Origin of the sequence: Streptomyces indicus (assembly GCF_900100315.1) — a bacterium.
In the GTDB taxonomy this organism is placed as follows: Bacteria; Actinomycetota; Actinomycetes; order Streptomycetales; family Streptomycetaceae; genus Streptomyces; species Streptomyces indicus.
Map to the genome: position 1 here is coordinate 53,332 of NZ_FNFF01000004.1, position 15,762 is coordinate 69,093.

Annotated in this window: 14 protein-coding genes; 5 read left to right on the plus strand and 9 right to left on the minus strand. The window is 72.1% G+C overall.

The genetic code is table 11. The annotated features are described in order from the left end of the window. Positions 1 to 154: 154 nt before the first annotated feature. A complete protein-coding gene (locus BLT97_RS12305; RefSeq protein WP_093609915.1) occupies positions 155 to 784 on the minus strand; it encodes a TetR family transcriptional regulator in 630 nt (209 codons plus the stop codon). 220 nt (positions 785 to 1,004) lie between these two features. Between BLT97_RS12305 and BLT97_RS12310 the strand changes: the two genes are divergently transcribed. From BLT97_RS12310 to BLT97_RS12320, 3 genes are all read left to right on the plus strand, one after another. Beyond that, complete coding sequence (locus BLT97_RS12310) at positions 1,005 to 2,390, plus strand: glycosyltransferase family 4 protein (protein WP_245769288.1); 1,386 nt, start codon at positions 1,005 to 1,007, stop codon at positions 2,388 to 2,390. An 88-nt stretch (positions 2,391 to 2,478) separates the two neighbouring features. Continuing rightward, complete coding sequence (locus tag BLT97_RS12315) at positions 2,479 to 3,246, plus strand: class I SAM-dependent methyltransferase (RefSeq protein WP_093609177.1); 768 nt, start codon at positions 2,479 to 2,481, stop codon at positions 3,244 to 3,246. Beyond that, on the plus strand, positions 3,243 to 4,319 hold the full coding sequence (locus BLT97_RS12320) for a prenyltransferase/squalene oxidase repeat-containing protein (protein WP_093609179.1): 1,077 nt from the start codon (positions 3,243 to 3,245) through the stop codon (positions 4,317 to 4,319). The genes BLT97_RS12315 and BLT97_RS12320 overlap by 4 nt, the downstream gene beginning before the upstream one ends. A 79-nt stretch (positions 4,320 to 4,398) precedes the next feature. Here the strand turns inward: BLT97_RS12320 and BLT97_RS12325 are convergent, their stop codons facing one another. Next, positions 4,399 to 4,689, minus strand: a complete 291-nt coding sequence (locus BLT97_RS12325; protein WP_093609181.1) for a hypothetical protein — start codon at positions 4,687 to 4,689, stop codon at positions 4,399 to 4,401. 260 nt (positions 4,690 to 4,949) lie between these two features. On the opposite strand from BLT97_RS12325, the gene BLT97_RS12330 reads away from it, so the two are divergent. Continuing rightward, positions 4,950 to 5,489, plus strand: coding sequence for a hypothetical protein (locus BLT97_RS12330; protein ID WP_093609917.1), 540 nt, complete (start codon positions 4,950 to 4,952; stop codon positions 5,487 to 5,489). A gap of 83 nt (positions 5,490 to 5,572) precedes the next feature. Here BLT97_RS12330 and BLT97_RS12335 read toward each other — a convergent pair whose 3' ends face one another. Further along, positions 5,573 to 6,583: an LLM class F420-dependent oxidoreductase gene (locus BLT97_RS12335; protein ID WP_093609183.1), complete on the minus strand. Its 1,011-nt coding sequence runs from the start codon at positions 6,581 to 6,583 to the stop codon at positions 5,573 to 5,575. A gap of 153 nt (positions 6,584 to 6,736) precedes the next feature. Then, positions 6,737 to 7,576: a DUF5336 domain-containing protein gene (locus BLT97_RS12340; protein ID WP_093609185.1), complete on the minus strand. Its 840-nt coding sequence runs from the start codon at positions 7,574 to 7,576 to the stop codon at positions 6,737 to 6,739. 360 nt (positions 7,577 to 7,936) lie between these two features. Between BLT97_RS12340 and BLT97_RS12345 the strand changes: the two genes are divergently transcribed. Beyond that, positions 7,937 to 8,596 carry a class I SAM-dependent methyltransferase gene (locus BLT97_RS12345; RefSeq protein ID WP_093609187.1) on the plus strand — a complete coding sequence of 220 codons (660 nt, stop codon included), beginning with the start codon at positions 7,937 to 7,939 and terminating at the stop codon, positions 8,594 to 8,596. 43 nt (positions 8,597 to 8,639) lie between these two features. On the opposite strand, the gene BLT97_RS12350 is transcribed toward BLT97_RS12345, so the two are convergent. The 5 genes from BLT97_RS12350 to BLT97_RS12370 form a co-directional block, all read right to left on the minus strand. Then, positions 8,640 to 9,443, minus strand: a complete 804-nt coding sequence (locus BLT97_RS12350) for an ATP-binding cassette domain-containing protein (RefSeq protein ID WP_093609189.1) — start codon at positions 9,441 to 9,443, stop codon at positions 8,640 to 8,642. Continuing rightward, a complete protein-coding gene (locus BLT97_RS12355; RefSeq protein ID WP_093609191.1) occupies positions 9,440 to 11,431 on the minus strand; it encodes a dipeptide/oligopeptide/nickel ABC transporter permease/ATP-binding protein in 1,992 nt (663 codons plus the stop codon). The genes BLT97_RS12350 and BLT97_RS12355 overlap by 4 nt, the downstream gene beginning before the upstream one ends. Beyond that, on the minus strand, positions 11,428 to 12,450 hold the full coding sequence (locus BLT97_RS12360; protein WP_245769289.1) for an ABC transporter permease: 1,023 nt from the start codon (positions 12,448 to 12,450) through the stop codon (positions 11,428 to 11,430). Before BLT97_RS12360 ends, BLT97_RS12355 begins: the two co-directional genes overlap by 4 nt. A gap of 118 nt (positions 12,451 to 12,568) precedes the next feature. Beyond that, positions 12,569 to 14,149, minus strand: coding sequence for an ABC transporter substrate-binding protein (locus tag BLT97_RS12365; protein ID WP_093609193.1), 1,581 nt, complete (start codon positions 14,147 to 14,149; stop codon positions 12,569 to 12,571). 171 nt (positions 14,150 to 14,320) lie between these two features. Next, on the minus strand, positions 14,321 to 15,745 hold the full coding sequence (locus BLT97_RS12370) for an amidase (protein ID WP_093609195.1): 1,425 nt from the start codon (positions 15,743 to 15,745) through the stop codon (positions 14,321 to 14,323). Positions 15,746 to 15,762 lie beyond the last annotated feature (17 nt).

The following is a 15,762-nucleotide window of genomic DNA, read 5'->3' on the forward strand; positions in this document are numbered from 1 at the left end:
GCGCACGGAGAGGGGCGCGCGACCTGCGATGCGACGGCGCACAAGGGGCGCAGAACCCGCGCCGGACGTTCATCGGGAGGTCACGCGATGACCGCCTGGCGGCCTTTGCGCAGGTGATGCGCCGGATGCGGGGGAGTGGAGACGCCCCGGCCCGCTACTTGCGCCGGTCCTCGCCCATCGTCAGGTCGATCAGCTTGCACACCGTCTCGATGTCGATCTTCACCTGGGCGATCGAGGCGCGCCCCGACAGCCAGGTGATCAGCGCCGAGTGCCAGGTGTGCTCGATGACGCGGACCGCCGAGAGCTGCTGCGGGGTCGGGTCGTCCAGGCCCATCGCGTCCAGGATGATCGCCGTGGTCAGCCGCGAGACCGTGTCCACCTCGGGGCTCACCGAGCGGTCCGCGAAGGTCAGCGCGCGCACCATCGCGTCGGCGAGGTGCGGCTCGCGCTGCATGGCGCGGAACGCCCGCATCAGCGTTTCCGCCACCCGCTCGGCCGCCGAGTCCCCGGCCGGCGGACGCTTGCGGATTGTGCCGTGCATGTGCTGGAGCTGGTCCTGCATCGTGGCCACGAGCAGGTGCACCTTGGACGGGAAGTAGCGGTACAGCGTGCCGAGGGCGACCTGCGAGGACTCGGCCACCTCGCGCATCTGCACGGCATCGAACCCGCCCCGGCTGGCCAGCTGGGCGCTCGCGTGCAGGATGCGGCGGCGGCGGGCTTCCTGACGCTCGGTCAGGGCGGGAGTGGCGCCCGTGCCGTCGGATTCCTTGGCTTCCGCTGTCATGTGTCCCGTTCCGCGTTCCATGTCCGGCAGGGTGGTGAAGCCCCGAGAGGGCCACAGCATGGCAGGGGCTCCGTCGTGGCGCGAATCACCTGATCCAGGCCTTCCGGTCTGCTTACCTGCCGGTAAATTCGATGCTCTTCGAGCGATCAAGTCTGAAACTTGTTCTAGGTTAGCGTCCCGGCGTAATCTCGCGGGCAATGCAGTCAGAAGGGGGCCGTGAGTGACCGCTGAGGCCATGGAGGCGGGCCCCGCGGGCCCTGGTGCCGTCGCTGGTGCCGCCACACGTACCGCCGGTGACCGGCCGCGTACGCATGGACGCCCGGACGGCGGCGAGAAGCCGCTGCGGATCGCGCTGCTCACGTACAAAGGGAACCCGTTCTGCGGCGGCCAGGGCGTCTATGTGCGCCACCTCTCGCGCGAACTCGCCCGGCTCGGCCACGACGTCGAGGTCATCGGGGCGCAGCCCTATCCCGTGCTCGACGAGGTCGACGACCGCGTCTCGCTGACCGAGCTGGCCTCCCTCGACCTCTACCGCTCGCCCGACCCGTTCCGCACGCCCAAGCGTGAGGAGTACCGGGACTGGATCGACGTGGTCGAGGTCGGCACGATGTTCACCGGCGGCTTCCCCGAGCCGCTCACCTTCTCGCTGCGCGCCCGGCGCCATCTCGCCGCCCGCCGCGGGGACTTCGACGTCATCCACGACAACCAGACGCTCGGCTACGGCCTGCTGGGCGGTCCCGGCGCGCTCGGCGCCCCGCTCGTGACCACCATCCACCACCCGATCACCGTCGACCGGCAGCTGGAGCTCGACGCCGCGAACGGCTGGCGGGAGCGGGCGTCCAAGCGCCGCTGGTACGGGTTCACGCGGATGCAGAAGCGCGTCGCGCGCCGGCTGCCCTCCGTGCTCACCGTCTCGGGCACCTCCCGCGACGAGATCGTCGAGCACCTCGGGGTGCGCGAGGACCGTATCCACGTCGTGCACATCGGCGCCGACACGGACCTGTTCTCGCCCGACCCGTCGGTGGCCGAGGTCCCCGGGCGCATCGTCACCACCTCCAGCGCCGACGTCCCGCTCAAGGGCCTCGTGTACCTCGTCGAGGCGCTCGCCAAGGTGCGGACCGAGACCCCGCACGCCCACCTCGTCGTCGTCGGCAAGCGCCCCGAGCACGGACCGGTCGCCAAGGCGATCGCGAAGTACGGCCTCGAGGACGCGGTCCAGTTCGTCAAGGGCATCTCCGACCAGGAGCTCGTCGACCTCGTGCGCTCGGCCCAGGTCGCCTGTGTGCCCTCGCTGTACGAGGGGTTCTCGCTGCCGGCCGCCGAGGCGATGGCCACGGGCACGCCGCTGCTCGCCACCACCGGCGGGGCGATCCCGGAGGTCGCGGGGCCGGACGGGGAGACCTGCCTGGCCGTGCCGACCGGGGACGCGGGCGCGCTGGCCGCGGGCCTGAACCGGCTGCTCGGCGACGCGTCGCTGCGGGCGCGGCTCGGTGCGGCGGGGCGCGAGCGGGTGCTCTCCCGGTTCACCTGGGCGCGGGCGGCCGAGGGGACGGTCGCGCGGTACCGCGAGGCGATCGCGGCGGCCCCGCGCCGGACGGCCCGATGAGCCGCGTCGCATCTGCGATGGGCCCCGCAGCACCACTGACTTCGACTGACGTGAACCCAGCCGCACCCGACCACGAAGGCAGGCGCCCGTGCTGACTGTCGACTTCTCCCGCTTCCCGCTCGCCGCAGGCGATCGCGTGCTCGACCTCGGCTGCGGTGCCGGGCGGCACGCCTTCGAGTGCTACCGGCGCGGCGCGCAGGTCGTGGCGCTCGACCAGAACGGTGAGGAGATCCGCGAGGTCGCCAAGTGGTTCGCCGCCATGAAGGAGGCCGGCGAGGCGCCCGAGGGCGCGACCGCCACCGCCATGGAGGGCGATGCGCTCAACCTGCCGTTCCCCGACGAGTCCTTCGACGTCGTGATCATCAGTGAGGTCATGGAGCACATCCCGGACGACAAGGGTGTGCTGGCCGAGATGGTGCGCGTCCTGAAGCCGGGCGGCCGGATCGCCGTGACCGTGCCGCGCTACGGACCCGAGAAGGTCTGCTGGGCGCTCAGCGACGAGTACCACGAGGTCGAGGGCGGCCACATCCGCATCTACAAGGCGGACGAACTCCTCGGCAAGATGCGCGAGGCCGGCCTCAAGCCCTACGGCACCCACCACGCGCACGCGCTGCACTCGCCCTACTGGTGGCTCAAGTGCGCGTTCGGCGTCGACAACGACAAGGCGCTGCCGGTGCGCGCGTACCACCAGCTCCTGGTCTGGGACATCATGAAGACCCGCGGCATCTCCACGCTGACGCGCGCCGCCGAGCGGGCCCTCAACCCGGTCATCGGCAAGAGCTTCGTGGCCTACGCGACCAAGCCGCACCTGCCCAAGTCCTCGGTGGCCGACGCGGGTTCGGCGGTCGCCAAGTGACCACTCCCCGGACGCAGCATCTCGTACTGCCCGGGGTCCTCACCGCGGAGCAGGCCGCGCACACCGTCGAAGGGATCCTCGCGTGCCAGCGCGAGGACGGCGCCATCCCGTGGTTCCGCGGCCACCACCTCGACCCGTGGGACCACACCGAGGCCGCGATGGCGCTCGACGCGGCCGGCGAGCACGAGGCCGCCGCGCGCGCCTACGACTGGCTCGTACGCCACCAGCGCGAGGACGGCTCCTGGTACGCGGCCTACGCCGACGGGGACGCCGAGGCGCCCACCGACCGCGGCGCCGAGTCCAACTTCTGCGCGTACATAGCCGTCGGCGTCTGGCACCACTACCTCGCCACCGGTGACGACACCTTCCTCGACCGCATGTGGCCCGCCGTCTACGCGGCGATCGAGTGGGTGCTCGCCCTCCAGCAGCCCGGCGGTCAGATCGGCTGGAAGCGCGAGGAGGACGGCACGCCCGTCACCGACGCGCTGCTCACCGGCTCCTGCTCCATCCACCAGGCCCTGCGCTGCGCGCTCGCCATCGCCGAGCAGCGCGAAGAGCCGCAGCCCGACTGGGAGTTGGCGGCCGGCGCGCTCGGCCATGCGATACGGCGCCACCCCGAGCGGTTCCTCGACAAGGACCGCTACTCGATGGACTGGTACTACCCGGTGCTCGGCGGGGCGGTCACCGGCGCGGACGCCAAGTCCCGTATGGAGGAGGGCTGGGAGCGCTTCGTCGTGCCCGGCCTCGGGGTCCGGTGCGTCTCGCCCAACCCGTGGGTGACCGGCGGCGAATCGGCCGAACTCGCCCTCGCCCTGTGGGTGATGGGGGAGTCCGACCGCGCGCTGGAGATCCTCAAGTCCATCCAGCATCTGCGCGACCCGGAGTCGGGGCTCTACTGGACCGGCTACGTCTTCGAGGACAGCGCCGTCTGGCCGCAGGAACTCACCGCCTGGACGGCGGGCGCGGTGCTGCTCGCGGTGGCCGCGCTCGGCGGGCACGAGGCGACCTGTGCGGTGTTCGGCGAGGACCGGCTGCCGGCCGGGCTCGAACCGGACTGCTGCACCACGCCGTAGCAGGACCCGGCAGCGGCGCCGCGGCGGCGGGGGTTCGGCCGCGGGGCCACTGCCGGATGATCGGCGCCCTGGTACGGGCTCAGTAGCGGCGCAGACGGTTCGCCACGAGGTGGCCGACGAACAGGTACACGATCGCCGCCAGACCGTAGCCGCAGACGACGCGGGCCCAGGCCTCGTCGAAGGTGAACAGGTCGTGCGACCAGCCGGCCAGCCAGCGGGCGGCGTCCTGGACGAACTGCACCAGGTCGTTCGCCCGGTTCGCGTCCAGCAGGTACATCAAGATCCACAGGCCGATGATGGCCGCCATGATGTCGGCGATGACCGCGATCACGGTGCCGGCCTGCCAGGAACCCTTTCCGTTGCGAGACATACGCACCGGGTTACCGGCTTCCACGATTCGAAACCGCCCGCGGTCCGGTCGCCGCACCGGGCCGCCGCCCCCGCGGCACCGGCCCGCATCCCCGCGACACCGGCCCGCATCCCCGCAGCACCGGCCCGCCGCCCCGGATGGGCTCGCCCAAGTGGCGGCATGCGCGGGCCCGGGCGAGGCTGCGTCCAGGGCTGCGGTTCTCGTACGGCGCGGCCCACGTTCCTTGTGGGAGGACCACCGTGCTCAGCTCCGACTCCGCGATACGCCGCCCCTTCGTCGTCCGCGTGATCGCCGCCCTGGCCCTGTGCGGGCTGCTGCTCGCGGGCACCACGGCCTGCGGCTCCAGCGACAACGACGCCGCGGCCGACCCGAGCAGTACCAGCACCGCCGAGCAGCAGAAGTTCGCCAAGACCCGCTTCGTCGCCAACGCCGGGCTCGCGGCGGGCGCCGCCTACCAGTGGATCATCAAGCCGGCGCGTGAGGGCAAGTTCAAGCAGGGCGCGGACGGCCGGAAGTTCACGATGGTCAAGGCCGGTCTCGCCGGCGCCTTCGCGTACAACCGCCTGAAGGCCGCCGCGAAGAACGCCGAGGGCGACCCGCTGCTCTCCAAGGCCGTCGCGCCGCTGGTCGCGGGCATCGAGTCCCTCAAGGACCTGCCGGCCAAGCTGCGCAAGGGCGAGGGCGCGGACGATGTGGCCGGGATGTTCGACAACGTGATCAACTCGGTCAAGGACGCGGGCAAGGAAGCCGGCGCGCCGGTGGAGAACAAGGTGCCGTCGCTGTCCCAGCTGGGCGGCTGACCGCACGGCGACTCACCTGTGAGGTCCGGACGTACGAGGCGTACGTCCGGACCTCGCACGCGTCCTGGCTCCTGTCCGCGCTCCTATCCGTTCAGCTCGGCGAGTACCCGCAGCGTCTCCAGGTCCGGGGACATCACCAGGAGGTCGGTGACCGGGCCCTTGCGCCACAACTCCAGGCGTTCCGCGATGCGTTCGCGCGGCCCGACCAGGGAGATCTCGTCCGCGAAGGCGTCCGGCACGGCGAGCACCGCCTCCTCCTTGCGCCCCTGGGCGAACAGCTCCTGGATGTGCCGGGCCTCCGCCTCGTATCCCATCCGGGCCATCAGATCCGCGTGGAAGTTCTTCGAGGCGTGCCCCATCCCGCCGATGTAGAAGCCGAGCATCGCCTTCACCGGCAGCAGGCCGGCCGCCACGTCCTCGCAGACCTGCACGCGGGCCATCGGCGCGATCCGGAAGCCCTCGGGCAGGTCGGTGAGCGAGGCCTCGTAGACGTCCGTGCGCAGCGGCGACCAGTACAGCGGCAGCCAGCCGTCCGCGATCCGGGTGGTCTGCGCGATGTTCTTCGGGCCCTCGGCGCCCAGGAATACGGGGAGTTCGGCCCGCAGCGGGTGCGTGATCGGCTTCAGGGGTTTGCCGAGTCCGGTGCCGTCCTCTCCCGCGTACGGGTGCGAGTGGAAGCGGCCGTCCAGGCTCACCGGGCCTTCCCTGCGCAGGACTTGGCGGATCACGTCCACGTACTCGCGGGTCGCGGTCAGCGGGCTCTTCGGGAACGGCCGCCCGTACCAGCCCTCCACCACCTGCGGCCCGGACAGGCCGAGGCCGAGCATCATGCGGCCGCCGGAGAGGTGGTCGAGCGTGAGCGCGTGCATCGCCGTGGCCGTCGGCGTCCGCGCGGCCATCTGCGCAACCGCCGTGCCCAGCTTGATGGTTGAGGTGTGGGCGGCGATCCAGGTGAGCGGCGTGAAGCAGTCCGAGCCCCAGGCCTCCGCGGTCCACACGGAGTCGTAGCCGAGGCGCTCGGCCTCCTGGGCCAGCGCCACGTGGTCGGGCTTGGGGCCGCGTCCCCAGTAGCCGAGGGTGATCCCGAGCCGCATGCCTGCCCCCTGGTCGCGTACGCATTCTCCTCGCAACTGACGGGTCGTCAGCTCAGGGCACTGTAGGGGCTGTCCGTACACATGACAACGGCCCCCCGCCCGGTCGGGCGGAGGGCCGTGCTCACTTGCTCTCGTGCGGTGCGCCGCGGAAGGTCAGCCGCGCTGGATGCCCGTGGTGTCCTGGAGCACACCGCGACGGCCGTCCTGGGTCTGGGCGACGAGGCCCGGACCGCGCTGCTCCACCGCGAGGTACCAGGTACCCGGGGCCAGCTCGGCGATCGGCGTCGGGCTGCCGTCCTCGGCGTACAGCGGACGCTGCACCGGCACGGCGAACCAGAACGGCGAGAAGTCGCCCGCCGGCTGCGGGGCGCCGCCCTGCTGCGGACCGGGCTGCGTGGCCGCCGGACCGGGCTGCGGGAACCCGCCCTGCGAGTGCTGCGGCTGCTGCTGGCCGTAGGGCTGCTGCGGCTGACCCTGCTGGGCCCCCGGGTAGCCGTAGCCGCCCTGCGGCTGACCGCCGTACTGCGGGGCGGCGGGGCGGGGGGCGCCCATGAGGGGGGCCTTGAGGGCGGGCACCAGGTTGGTGGCGATGGCGGCTGCGGCGAGGACCAGGGCGGCGATCAGGCCGAGGATCGTGCCGGTGCCGGCATCGATCTGATCCGTGGGGAAGCCCTCCGCGGCGTCGAGGTAGGCCGGCAGGTCGAACATCTTGAAGAGCGCGCTCAGCGCCGAAGCGATCGTGAACGCGACGCCGATCTGCCCGAGCTCGAGCCCTGCGACCTTGCGGGCCGGCTGCTGGGCCCGGCCGACTGCGATGAGCAGCGCACCGACAATGCCGATCAGGTACACGCTGAGCAGGACGGATCCGTCGTCCCACGCCGTGGGGGCGTCGTCGCCGTCGTCGTCGAACATACCCAGGAAGGAGGCGATGAACAGCAACACCGCTGCCGCGATCACCACGCCGTCGCCTCGTGTCAGAGAGCGGAAATTCACTTCAGGTCCTTCATCGTCGTCGAGTCGTCGGTGGGCGTCGCTGTAGCCGGTGCGCGGGTGCGGCGCGCGCGGGAACGTGCACTGTCCTCACGCGCCGGACAGGCTGAATCCCCATCGGCGGCCCCCCATCGTACGGATGACACTATCGCCCGTTCGGCCTGGGTGTCTGCTCGGTATAAAGACCCCGACTGTCTACCCGGCTGTGAGAAAGGAGATGCGGGAGGGCGCTATTGGTTCCCGAACGGATACGGCAGCATGGGCGACCCCGGGAACTGGTGTACGCGTACGACGATCATGCACAGGACCCGCACAACATCCGCCCACCGCCCCGCCGTACGACTGCCGCATGGAGGCCCTCCGATGTCCGCCACCGCCGCGACCCCCAAGCCCGAGGTGCGGGCCGCCTTCGAGTCCGCAAAGGGTTTCATGCCGATCGGCGAGGGCCTCGCGCTGTACGCGGCCGCGGTCGAGGCCGGTGCGCTCGGGCTGCCCCTGCTGGAGGTGGGCACGTACTGCGGACGCTCCACGATCCTGCTCGCCGACGCCGCGCGCCAGACCGGGACCACGGCGCTCACCGTCGACCACCACCGGGGGAGCGAGGAGCAGCAGCCGGGCTGGGAGTACCACGACCCGGAGACCGTCGACCCGGAGGTCGGCCGGATGGACACGCTCCCCACCTTCCGGCGCACGCTGCACAAGGCGGGTCTGGAAGAGCACGTGATCGCGCTGGTCGGGAAGTCGCCGCAGGTGGCGCGGGTGTGGGGCGGGTCGCTCGGGTTCGTGTTCATCGACGGCGGGCACACCGACGAGCACGCCAACGCCGACTACGAGGGCTGGGTGCCGCATCTCGCCGAGGGCGGTCTGCTCCTGATCCACGACGTGTTCCCGGACCCGGTGGACGAGTTCACGGGGCAGGCCCCGTACCGGGTCTATCTGCGGGCGCTCGCCTCTGGTGCGTTCGCCGAGGTCTCGGCCACTGACTCGCTGCGCGTGCTGCGGCGGACCGGCCCCGGACTGTAGACCCGGGGCCGGACCCGTCTCACTTCGATAGGCCGGATCCGCCTCACTTCGATACGGCGGTCCCGCGCCGCTCCCGCAGCGGCTTCCCGTCCGGCACGCTCGCAAGGAGCAGCTTCGTGTAGTCGTGCTGCGGGGACGCGAAGATCCGGTCCCGCTGCTCGTGCTCCACGATCCGGCCGCCCGACATCACCGCCACCTCGTCACTGACATGCCGTACGACGGCGAGGTCGTGCGAGATGAACAGCATCGTCAGCCGCATCGAGGCGCGCAGGTCCCGCAGCACCCCGAGCACCTCGGCCTGTACCGAGCAGTCGAGGGCCGAGGTCACCTCGTCGGCCACGATCACCTCGGGTCCGACCGCCAACGCCCGTGCGATGGCGATGCGTTGGCGCTGGCCGCCGGAGAAGGCGTGCGGGTAGCGGTCGGCCGCGTCGGCGTCCATGGACACCTTCGCGAGCAGGGCGGCGATGGTGTCGCGGTGCGCTTCGGCGCGGCCGCGCAGGGGGTCGATGGCCTCGGCGAGCGCGTCCCCGACGGTCATCCGCGGGTTGAGGGAGGCGTACGGGTCCTGCGGGATCAGCTGGATCCGGCGGCGCAGCCGCGCGATCCGCTCGCGGCCCGCCCCGGCCATGTCCTCGCCGTCGATCAGGATCCGGCCCGCCGCGGGCCGCACCAGGCCCACGACCACCTTGGCGAGCGTGGACTTGCCGGAGCCGGACTCGCCGACGAGGCCGAGCGTGCGGCCCTCGTCGAGGGTCAGGCCGACGTCGTGCAGGACGTGCTTGCGGCGCGAGCCGAAGCCGAACGAGACGTCGACACCGTCGAGTTCGAGCACCCTGGTCGTCATCGTGCGGTCTCCTCCGCGTCCTGGGCGGCGCCCTGTTCCGGCAGTACGGGGCCGGCGGGCACGTCGCTGGTCTCGTGCACCGCGGCCGGTGCGCCCGCCTCGACCGCGGCCGGTGCGCCCGCCTCCGCCGGCTCGCCCACCACGTGGCACGCGGCCCGGGACCCTGTACCCGTGATCCGCAGCAGCGGCCGCTCCTCGTGGCACACCGGCCGCACCAGCGCGCAGCGCGGCGCGAACGCGCAGCCCGCGGGCCGGTCGGCCGGCTGGGGCGGGCGGCCCGGGATCGAGGCGGGCTCGGTGTCCTCGTCCACGGCCGGGGTGGCCGCCAACAGGGCCCGCGTGTAAGGGTGTTGCGCGTCCTTCGCCCGCAGCTGCCCGGCCGTCAGCTCCTCCACGAGCCGCCCGCTGTACATCACGAGCACCCGGTCGCACACGGACGAGACCACCGCGATGTCGTGCGAGATCAGCAGGATCGCCGTGCCGTCGCGCTCGTTGGCCTCCAGGAGCAGCTTCAGGACCTCGGCCTGCACGGTGACGTCGAGCGCGGTCGTGGGCTCGTCGGCGATGAGCAGCTTCGGTTTCGTCAGCATCGCCGAGGCGATCATCGCGCGCTGCCGCTGACCGCCGGAGAGCTCGTGCGGATACTGCTTCATCCGCGCCTCGGGGTGCGTGACATGCGCGAGCTTCAGCTGTTCGACCGCACGCCGCCGGGCCTCGCCCCGTCCCACGCCGCCGTGCACCCGGAGCGTCTCGGTGAGCTGGCCGCCCAGCTTGAGCACCGGGTTGAAGGAGGACGAGGGGTCCTGGTAGACGATGCCGATCTCGGTGGCCAGACGGGACCGGGACGGATTGCCGGTCAAGTCCAGGTCACCGACCCGGAGTTGGGCCGCGTCGGAGCGCAGCGGCTCCGGAAGCAGCTTGGCCAGGGACATCGCCGTAAGGGATTTGCCGGAGCCCGATTCGCCGACCACGCCCACGATCTCGCCGGGCGCGATGGACAGCGAGACGCCGTCGACGAGGCGGGTCCCGTCGGGCAGCGACACCACGAGGTCGTCGGCGACGGCGACCGCACCGGCCGCGGCGGACGCGTCCAGGGCGCCGAGCGCCGCCTTCACCTTCGCCCGGTCGCCGCGCGCCCGCCCGCCGCCCTCGTTCGGGCTGAGCGCCGCCGCGAGCCCGTCGCCGATCAGACCGCCGGCCAGACCCGCGAGCACGATCGCGACCGAGGGGCCGATCACGGGCGCGGGGTTGTTGTAGATGTCCTGGAGCCCGTCGGCGAGCAGCTTGCCCCAGTCGTAGGACGGGATCTGCACGCCGATCCCGAGGAAGGACAGGCCGGACAGAGCCTTCAGAGACACCGTGAACGCCACCGACACCAGCACGAGCAGCGGCTCGGCGATGTTCGGCACGATGTGCCGGCGCAGCAGGCGCAGCGGCGGTACGCCGAGCAGCCGGGCCGTGGAGACGAAGTCGCGGGCCGCGATGTTCGCCGCGAGGTTGGTGGTCAGCCGGGCGAAGGCCGGGCAGGTCGCCAGGCCGATCGCGACCACCGAGGTCACCGCGCCCGGCGAGAGCACCGCCGCGACGATCATCGCGAGCAGCACGGCCGGGTAGGAGATCATCACGTCGATCAGGCGCTGCCCGATCTCCCGCACCCGCGGACCCGCCACCCAGATCGCGGCCCCGAGGCCGATGCCGCCGACGGCCGCGATGGCCGTGGCGCCGAAGCACATGAGCAGCGTCGTGCGGGTGGCCACCAGGGTGCGGGCGAGCACGTCGCGCCCCTGCGGGTCGGTGCCGAACCAGTGCTCGGACGAGGAGGGCAGATACGGGGTACCGCCCAGCGCCTCCGCCTCGTCGCCCCAGATCCACGGGGCGACCAGGGCGAGCAGGAGCAGGGCGGCCATCACGGTCAGACCGGCGATGAGGCCCGGGGTGGGGCGCAGACGGCGGCGCGGGGCCGCGGGCTTGACGGCGGCGACGGTCATGCGGTGTTACCTGCCTTCGCGTTGAGCGTGCGCGGGTCGAGAAGGCCCAGCACCACGTCGACCAGGAGGTTGAGCAGGGCCGCGAGCAGCCCGATGACGAGGACCATGCCCTGGATGACGGGGTAGTCGCGAGCGATGATCGCCTTGAACGAGGCGAGTCCGACCCCGGGCCAGGCGAACACGGACTCGACGATCACGGTGCCGCCGAGCAGGCCGACCAGGATCAGACCGCCGACCGTCAGGGTCGAGGTCAGCAGGTTGGGCAGGGCGTGGCGCGCGTACAGGCGCAGGCCGCGCAGCCGGCGGCCGCGGGCGGTGCGCAGATAGTCCATGGTCAGGACGGCGGAGGTCTCGCGCCGCACGATGCGCGCGAGCGTGCAGACCGGGCCGATGCTCACGGCGAGCACGGGCAGCACCATCGCCGAGAGCGTGGCCGCACCGGACGGCGGCAGCCAGGCCAGCTTGACCGCGAACAGGGCCACGAGCAGAGTGCCGAGCACGTATTCGGGGATGGCCTGCGCGAAGGCGGTGGCCGAGGTGAAGGCCGTGTCGAGGCTCCGGCGCCGCCCGCCGCGGCAGGCCACGGCGACCGCCATGCCGAGCGGCACGCTCAGGACGAGCACCAGCACCATGGCCATCAGGGCCAGTTGGGCCGTGAACGGCATCCCGTCGCCGATCATCTTCCCGACCGGCTGCCCGGTCTGGAAGGACTCCCCGAGATCCCCGCGAAGCAGCCCGCCCACATAGTCGGTGAACTGCGTGAGCACCGGCTGGTCCAGGCCCATCTCCTGGCGGGTCTGGGCCAATTGCTCCGGGGTGGCGTTGGCACCCAGCCGCGCCTGGGCCGGATCGCCCGGCATCAGCTTGACCATGAGGAAGGTGCCGACGACCAGGGTGATCAGGACGCCCGCCAGGCCGACGGCCCGCCGCAGGGCGAACGCCAGCCAGGGCGAGCGGCTGCGCCCCGCTGCGGCACGGGCCTTGGGACCCGGCTCCGTGACGACTGCTGCTTCGGCCACCGGCCGTCCTCCTTTGCGCGCCCCCGTCCGGCGGGGGCTTGGCGTACGTACGAGCGCGGTCGCCGCCCGGCGTCCCGCCCCGCGTACGGGAGCGGAACAGCCGGGCGGCAGGCGGGAGTTACTTCTTCAGGCGGACGGTGCTGGTGTCGAGGATCCCGTCGGGGGATGCGATCTCGACCTTCTTGCCGCTGGTGTAGTAGGCCTTGATCGCCGTCAGGGGCAGCACGTCGCGGTTGGTGAGCGCGGCCTTCTGGGCCTTCTCCCACGCGGCGCACTTCTTCGCCTCGTCGACGTTGGCCATCGCCTCGCCGAAGCCCGCGGCGAAGTCCGGGTTGTTCACGGAGCCGAAGTTGCGTCCGGCCGGCGGGGCCTCGCCCACCAGGAGGCTGGCAGGGTGGGTCAGCAGGTTGGTGGTGTTCACGTTCGGCAGCACCGTGATGTCCCAGTCGCCCTTGCCGCCCGGCACCTCGGTGGCCCAGGTGGTGTTGTCGACGTTGCGCAGCTCGACCTCCGCGCCCGCCGCCTTCAGGACGGCCTGCACGAACTCGTTGCCGGCGCCCGACGCCACCGCGTTGGTGCCGACCACCTTCACCTTCACGCCCTTGAGCGCCTTGGCCGCCGCGGCCTTGTCCGGCTTGGCCAGCCAGGACTCGTCCGTGCTCGCGCACGGCACCGACTTGTCGGCGAGGGAGGCGATGACCTCGCCGGTGCCCTTGGTGACGGTGTCGTTGAAGGCCTTGCGGTCGATGGCCGCGCCCACCGCGTCACGGAACTTCTTGTCCGCGCCCGGGTGGCCCTCCTTCTGGTTGAACACCACCATCATGCGGATCAGCGGGGTGGGCACCATGGTGACCTTGTCCGGGGCCTTCGCCAGGCGGGCCGCGTCGGGGCCGGTGATGCCCGCGTAGTCCAGCGAGCCGCTCAGGAGCTCGTTGGCCATCGTGGACTCGTTGGGCAGGATCTTCATGACGACGGTCTTCGGCGCGTCGCCCGCCGGCGCCTTCTTGTACTTGGCGCCCCACGTGTAGCCGTCACGGCCGGCGAGCGTGTACGCGGAGCCGGCCGTGGACTTGTCCAGCCACCAGCGGCCCGTGCCCGCGCCCTTGCCGCCGGACTTCAGGAGCGACTCGTCCTTCAGGGCCTTCGGGCAGATGATGCCGGCCTGCGGGCTGCTCATCCCGTACAGGAGGTCCGAATACGGCTTCGCCAGCTTGACGTTGACGGTGCCCGCCTTGTCGTCGGCGGTGATCGTCGCGGTGTTGCCCGCGCCGAAGGCCGGGTAGCCGCCGGTCTTCGGGTCGGCGAGCCGCTTCAGCGAGGCGGCGATGTCCGTGGCCGTCAGCTTGGTGCCGTCGGTGCAGGTGATGCCCTCGTTGAGGGTGAACGTGGCTTCCTTGGCGGAGGGCTGCTCCCAGCTCTTGGCCAGGTTGCCGACGATCTCGCCGCCGTCGTCGCGGCGCACGAGGACGTCGTACAGCATCCGCGACATCACCAGGTCCTGCACGGCGGTGCCCTTGGCCGGGTCGAGCGTGGTCGGGTCGCCGGTCAGCTGGAGGGTGGCGGAACCGCCGCCCCCGCCCTTGCCCCCGCCGCCCGTGCTCGTGCCGTCGCTGGTGGTGCAGGCCGTGGCGGCCAGACCGAGGGCCGCTGCAAGCGCGGCCGCACGGACCGCGCCAGTGGTCTTGACCGAACGTGCCATGTTCCAGCCTCCAAGGGCGTACGTGCCTGGGTAGGGCGCGACAACGACAGGCCGCGGCTCGGGCCTGGTCGGATGGTTGGTGCGGGGTGGCGCTGTGTGGGGTTCGGGGTGTGGGGGATGCGGGGTCGGGGTGGAGGGCCGGGACCGGTGATGCTCAGCCCGCGGCGGGCCTCAGGCGAACAGCGGCGGACGCCGGTGGGCCCAGGGCTGTGCGGCCTCGATCTGCGCGCACAAGGAGATGAGCGCGGCCTCGCCCGCCGGACGCCCGGCGAGCATCACACCGATCGGCACGCCGTCCGCGCTCTGCCCGAGCGGCAGGCTCGCGGCCGGCTGGCCACTGGCGTTGAAGGCGGCCGTGAAGCAGCTGAGTCCGGTCTGGCGCTGCGCCTCCAGGAGCGCGTCGCCCTCCTGGAACCACTCGGGCGCCGGCGGGTGGACGGCCAGGGTGGGGGTGAGCACGGCGTCGAACGCGTCCATCGCCTCGACGGCCCGGCGGCTCCCGAGCTGGGTGCCGGTCATCGCGTCGAGGAACTGCTCGGCGCTCAGGCCCCGCCCGATCTCCCGCCACCACTTCGACAGCGGCCGCAGCTGCTCCTCGCTCGCCGTCTTCATCAGCAGGGACTGGGTGGCCCAGATGCCGAGGAAGGAGTCGCGCAGGGTGTCGCCGAAGGGGTTGGGGATCTCCACGACCTCGTGCCCGAGCGAGGCGAGCAGCTCGGCCGCCGCGGTGTGCGCCGCCATGATCTCCGGGTCCACCGCCAGCTCGTCCAGCCCCGGATCCGTATAGACACCGATCCGCAGCCGGCCCGGGTCGCGCCCGGCGTATTGAAGAAAGGACTCGCCGTCCGGCAGCGGAGGCGCCCAGTACGGGTCGCCGGGCTGCGGATGGGCCAGCGCGTCGAGCATCGCGGCGGCGTCGCGGACCGTCCAGGACAGCGGGCCCTGGATGGTGAACCCGGTGACGTCGCTGCCCACCGGACCGTTGCTGATCCGGCCGCGCGAGGGCTTGAGCCCGAAGATCCCGCAACAGGCCGCGGGGATACGGATGCTGCCGCCGCCGTCGCTGCCGTGCGCGAAGGGCACGAGCCCCGCCGCCACCGCGGCCGCGGCGCCCCCGCTGGAACCGCCGGCGGTCCGCGCGGTGTCCCACGGACTGCGCGCCGGACCCACCAGGTCGTTGTCGGTGTAGCCGGAAAGACCGAACTCGGGGGTGTTGGTCTTCCCGAGGCTGATCGTGCCCGCCTCGCGCAGCAGCCGTACGGCGTGCGCCTCGCGCTGCGGCACGAACTCCTCGAAGGCCTTCGAGCCGAAGGTGGTGCGCACGTCCGTGGTGGCGCTCAGGTCCTTGATCGCCGTCGGCACTCCGAAGAGCGGCGGCAGTGCGTCGAGGTCTCCGTGCGTCAGCCGCTGCTCGGCGGAGGAGGCCTGGTCACGGGCGCTTTCCGCGGTTACGGTGAGGAACGCGCCAAGCTGTGCGTCGTACCGGGCGATCCGGTCGAGGTGGTGCTCGACGAGCTCCACGGGGCTGATCTCGCCGCCTCGTACGGCCGCGGCCTGCGCGACCGCGTCGAGCTCGTGCAACCCGGACTGCCCCATTGCGAATCCTCCTGCGC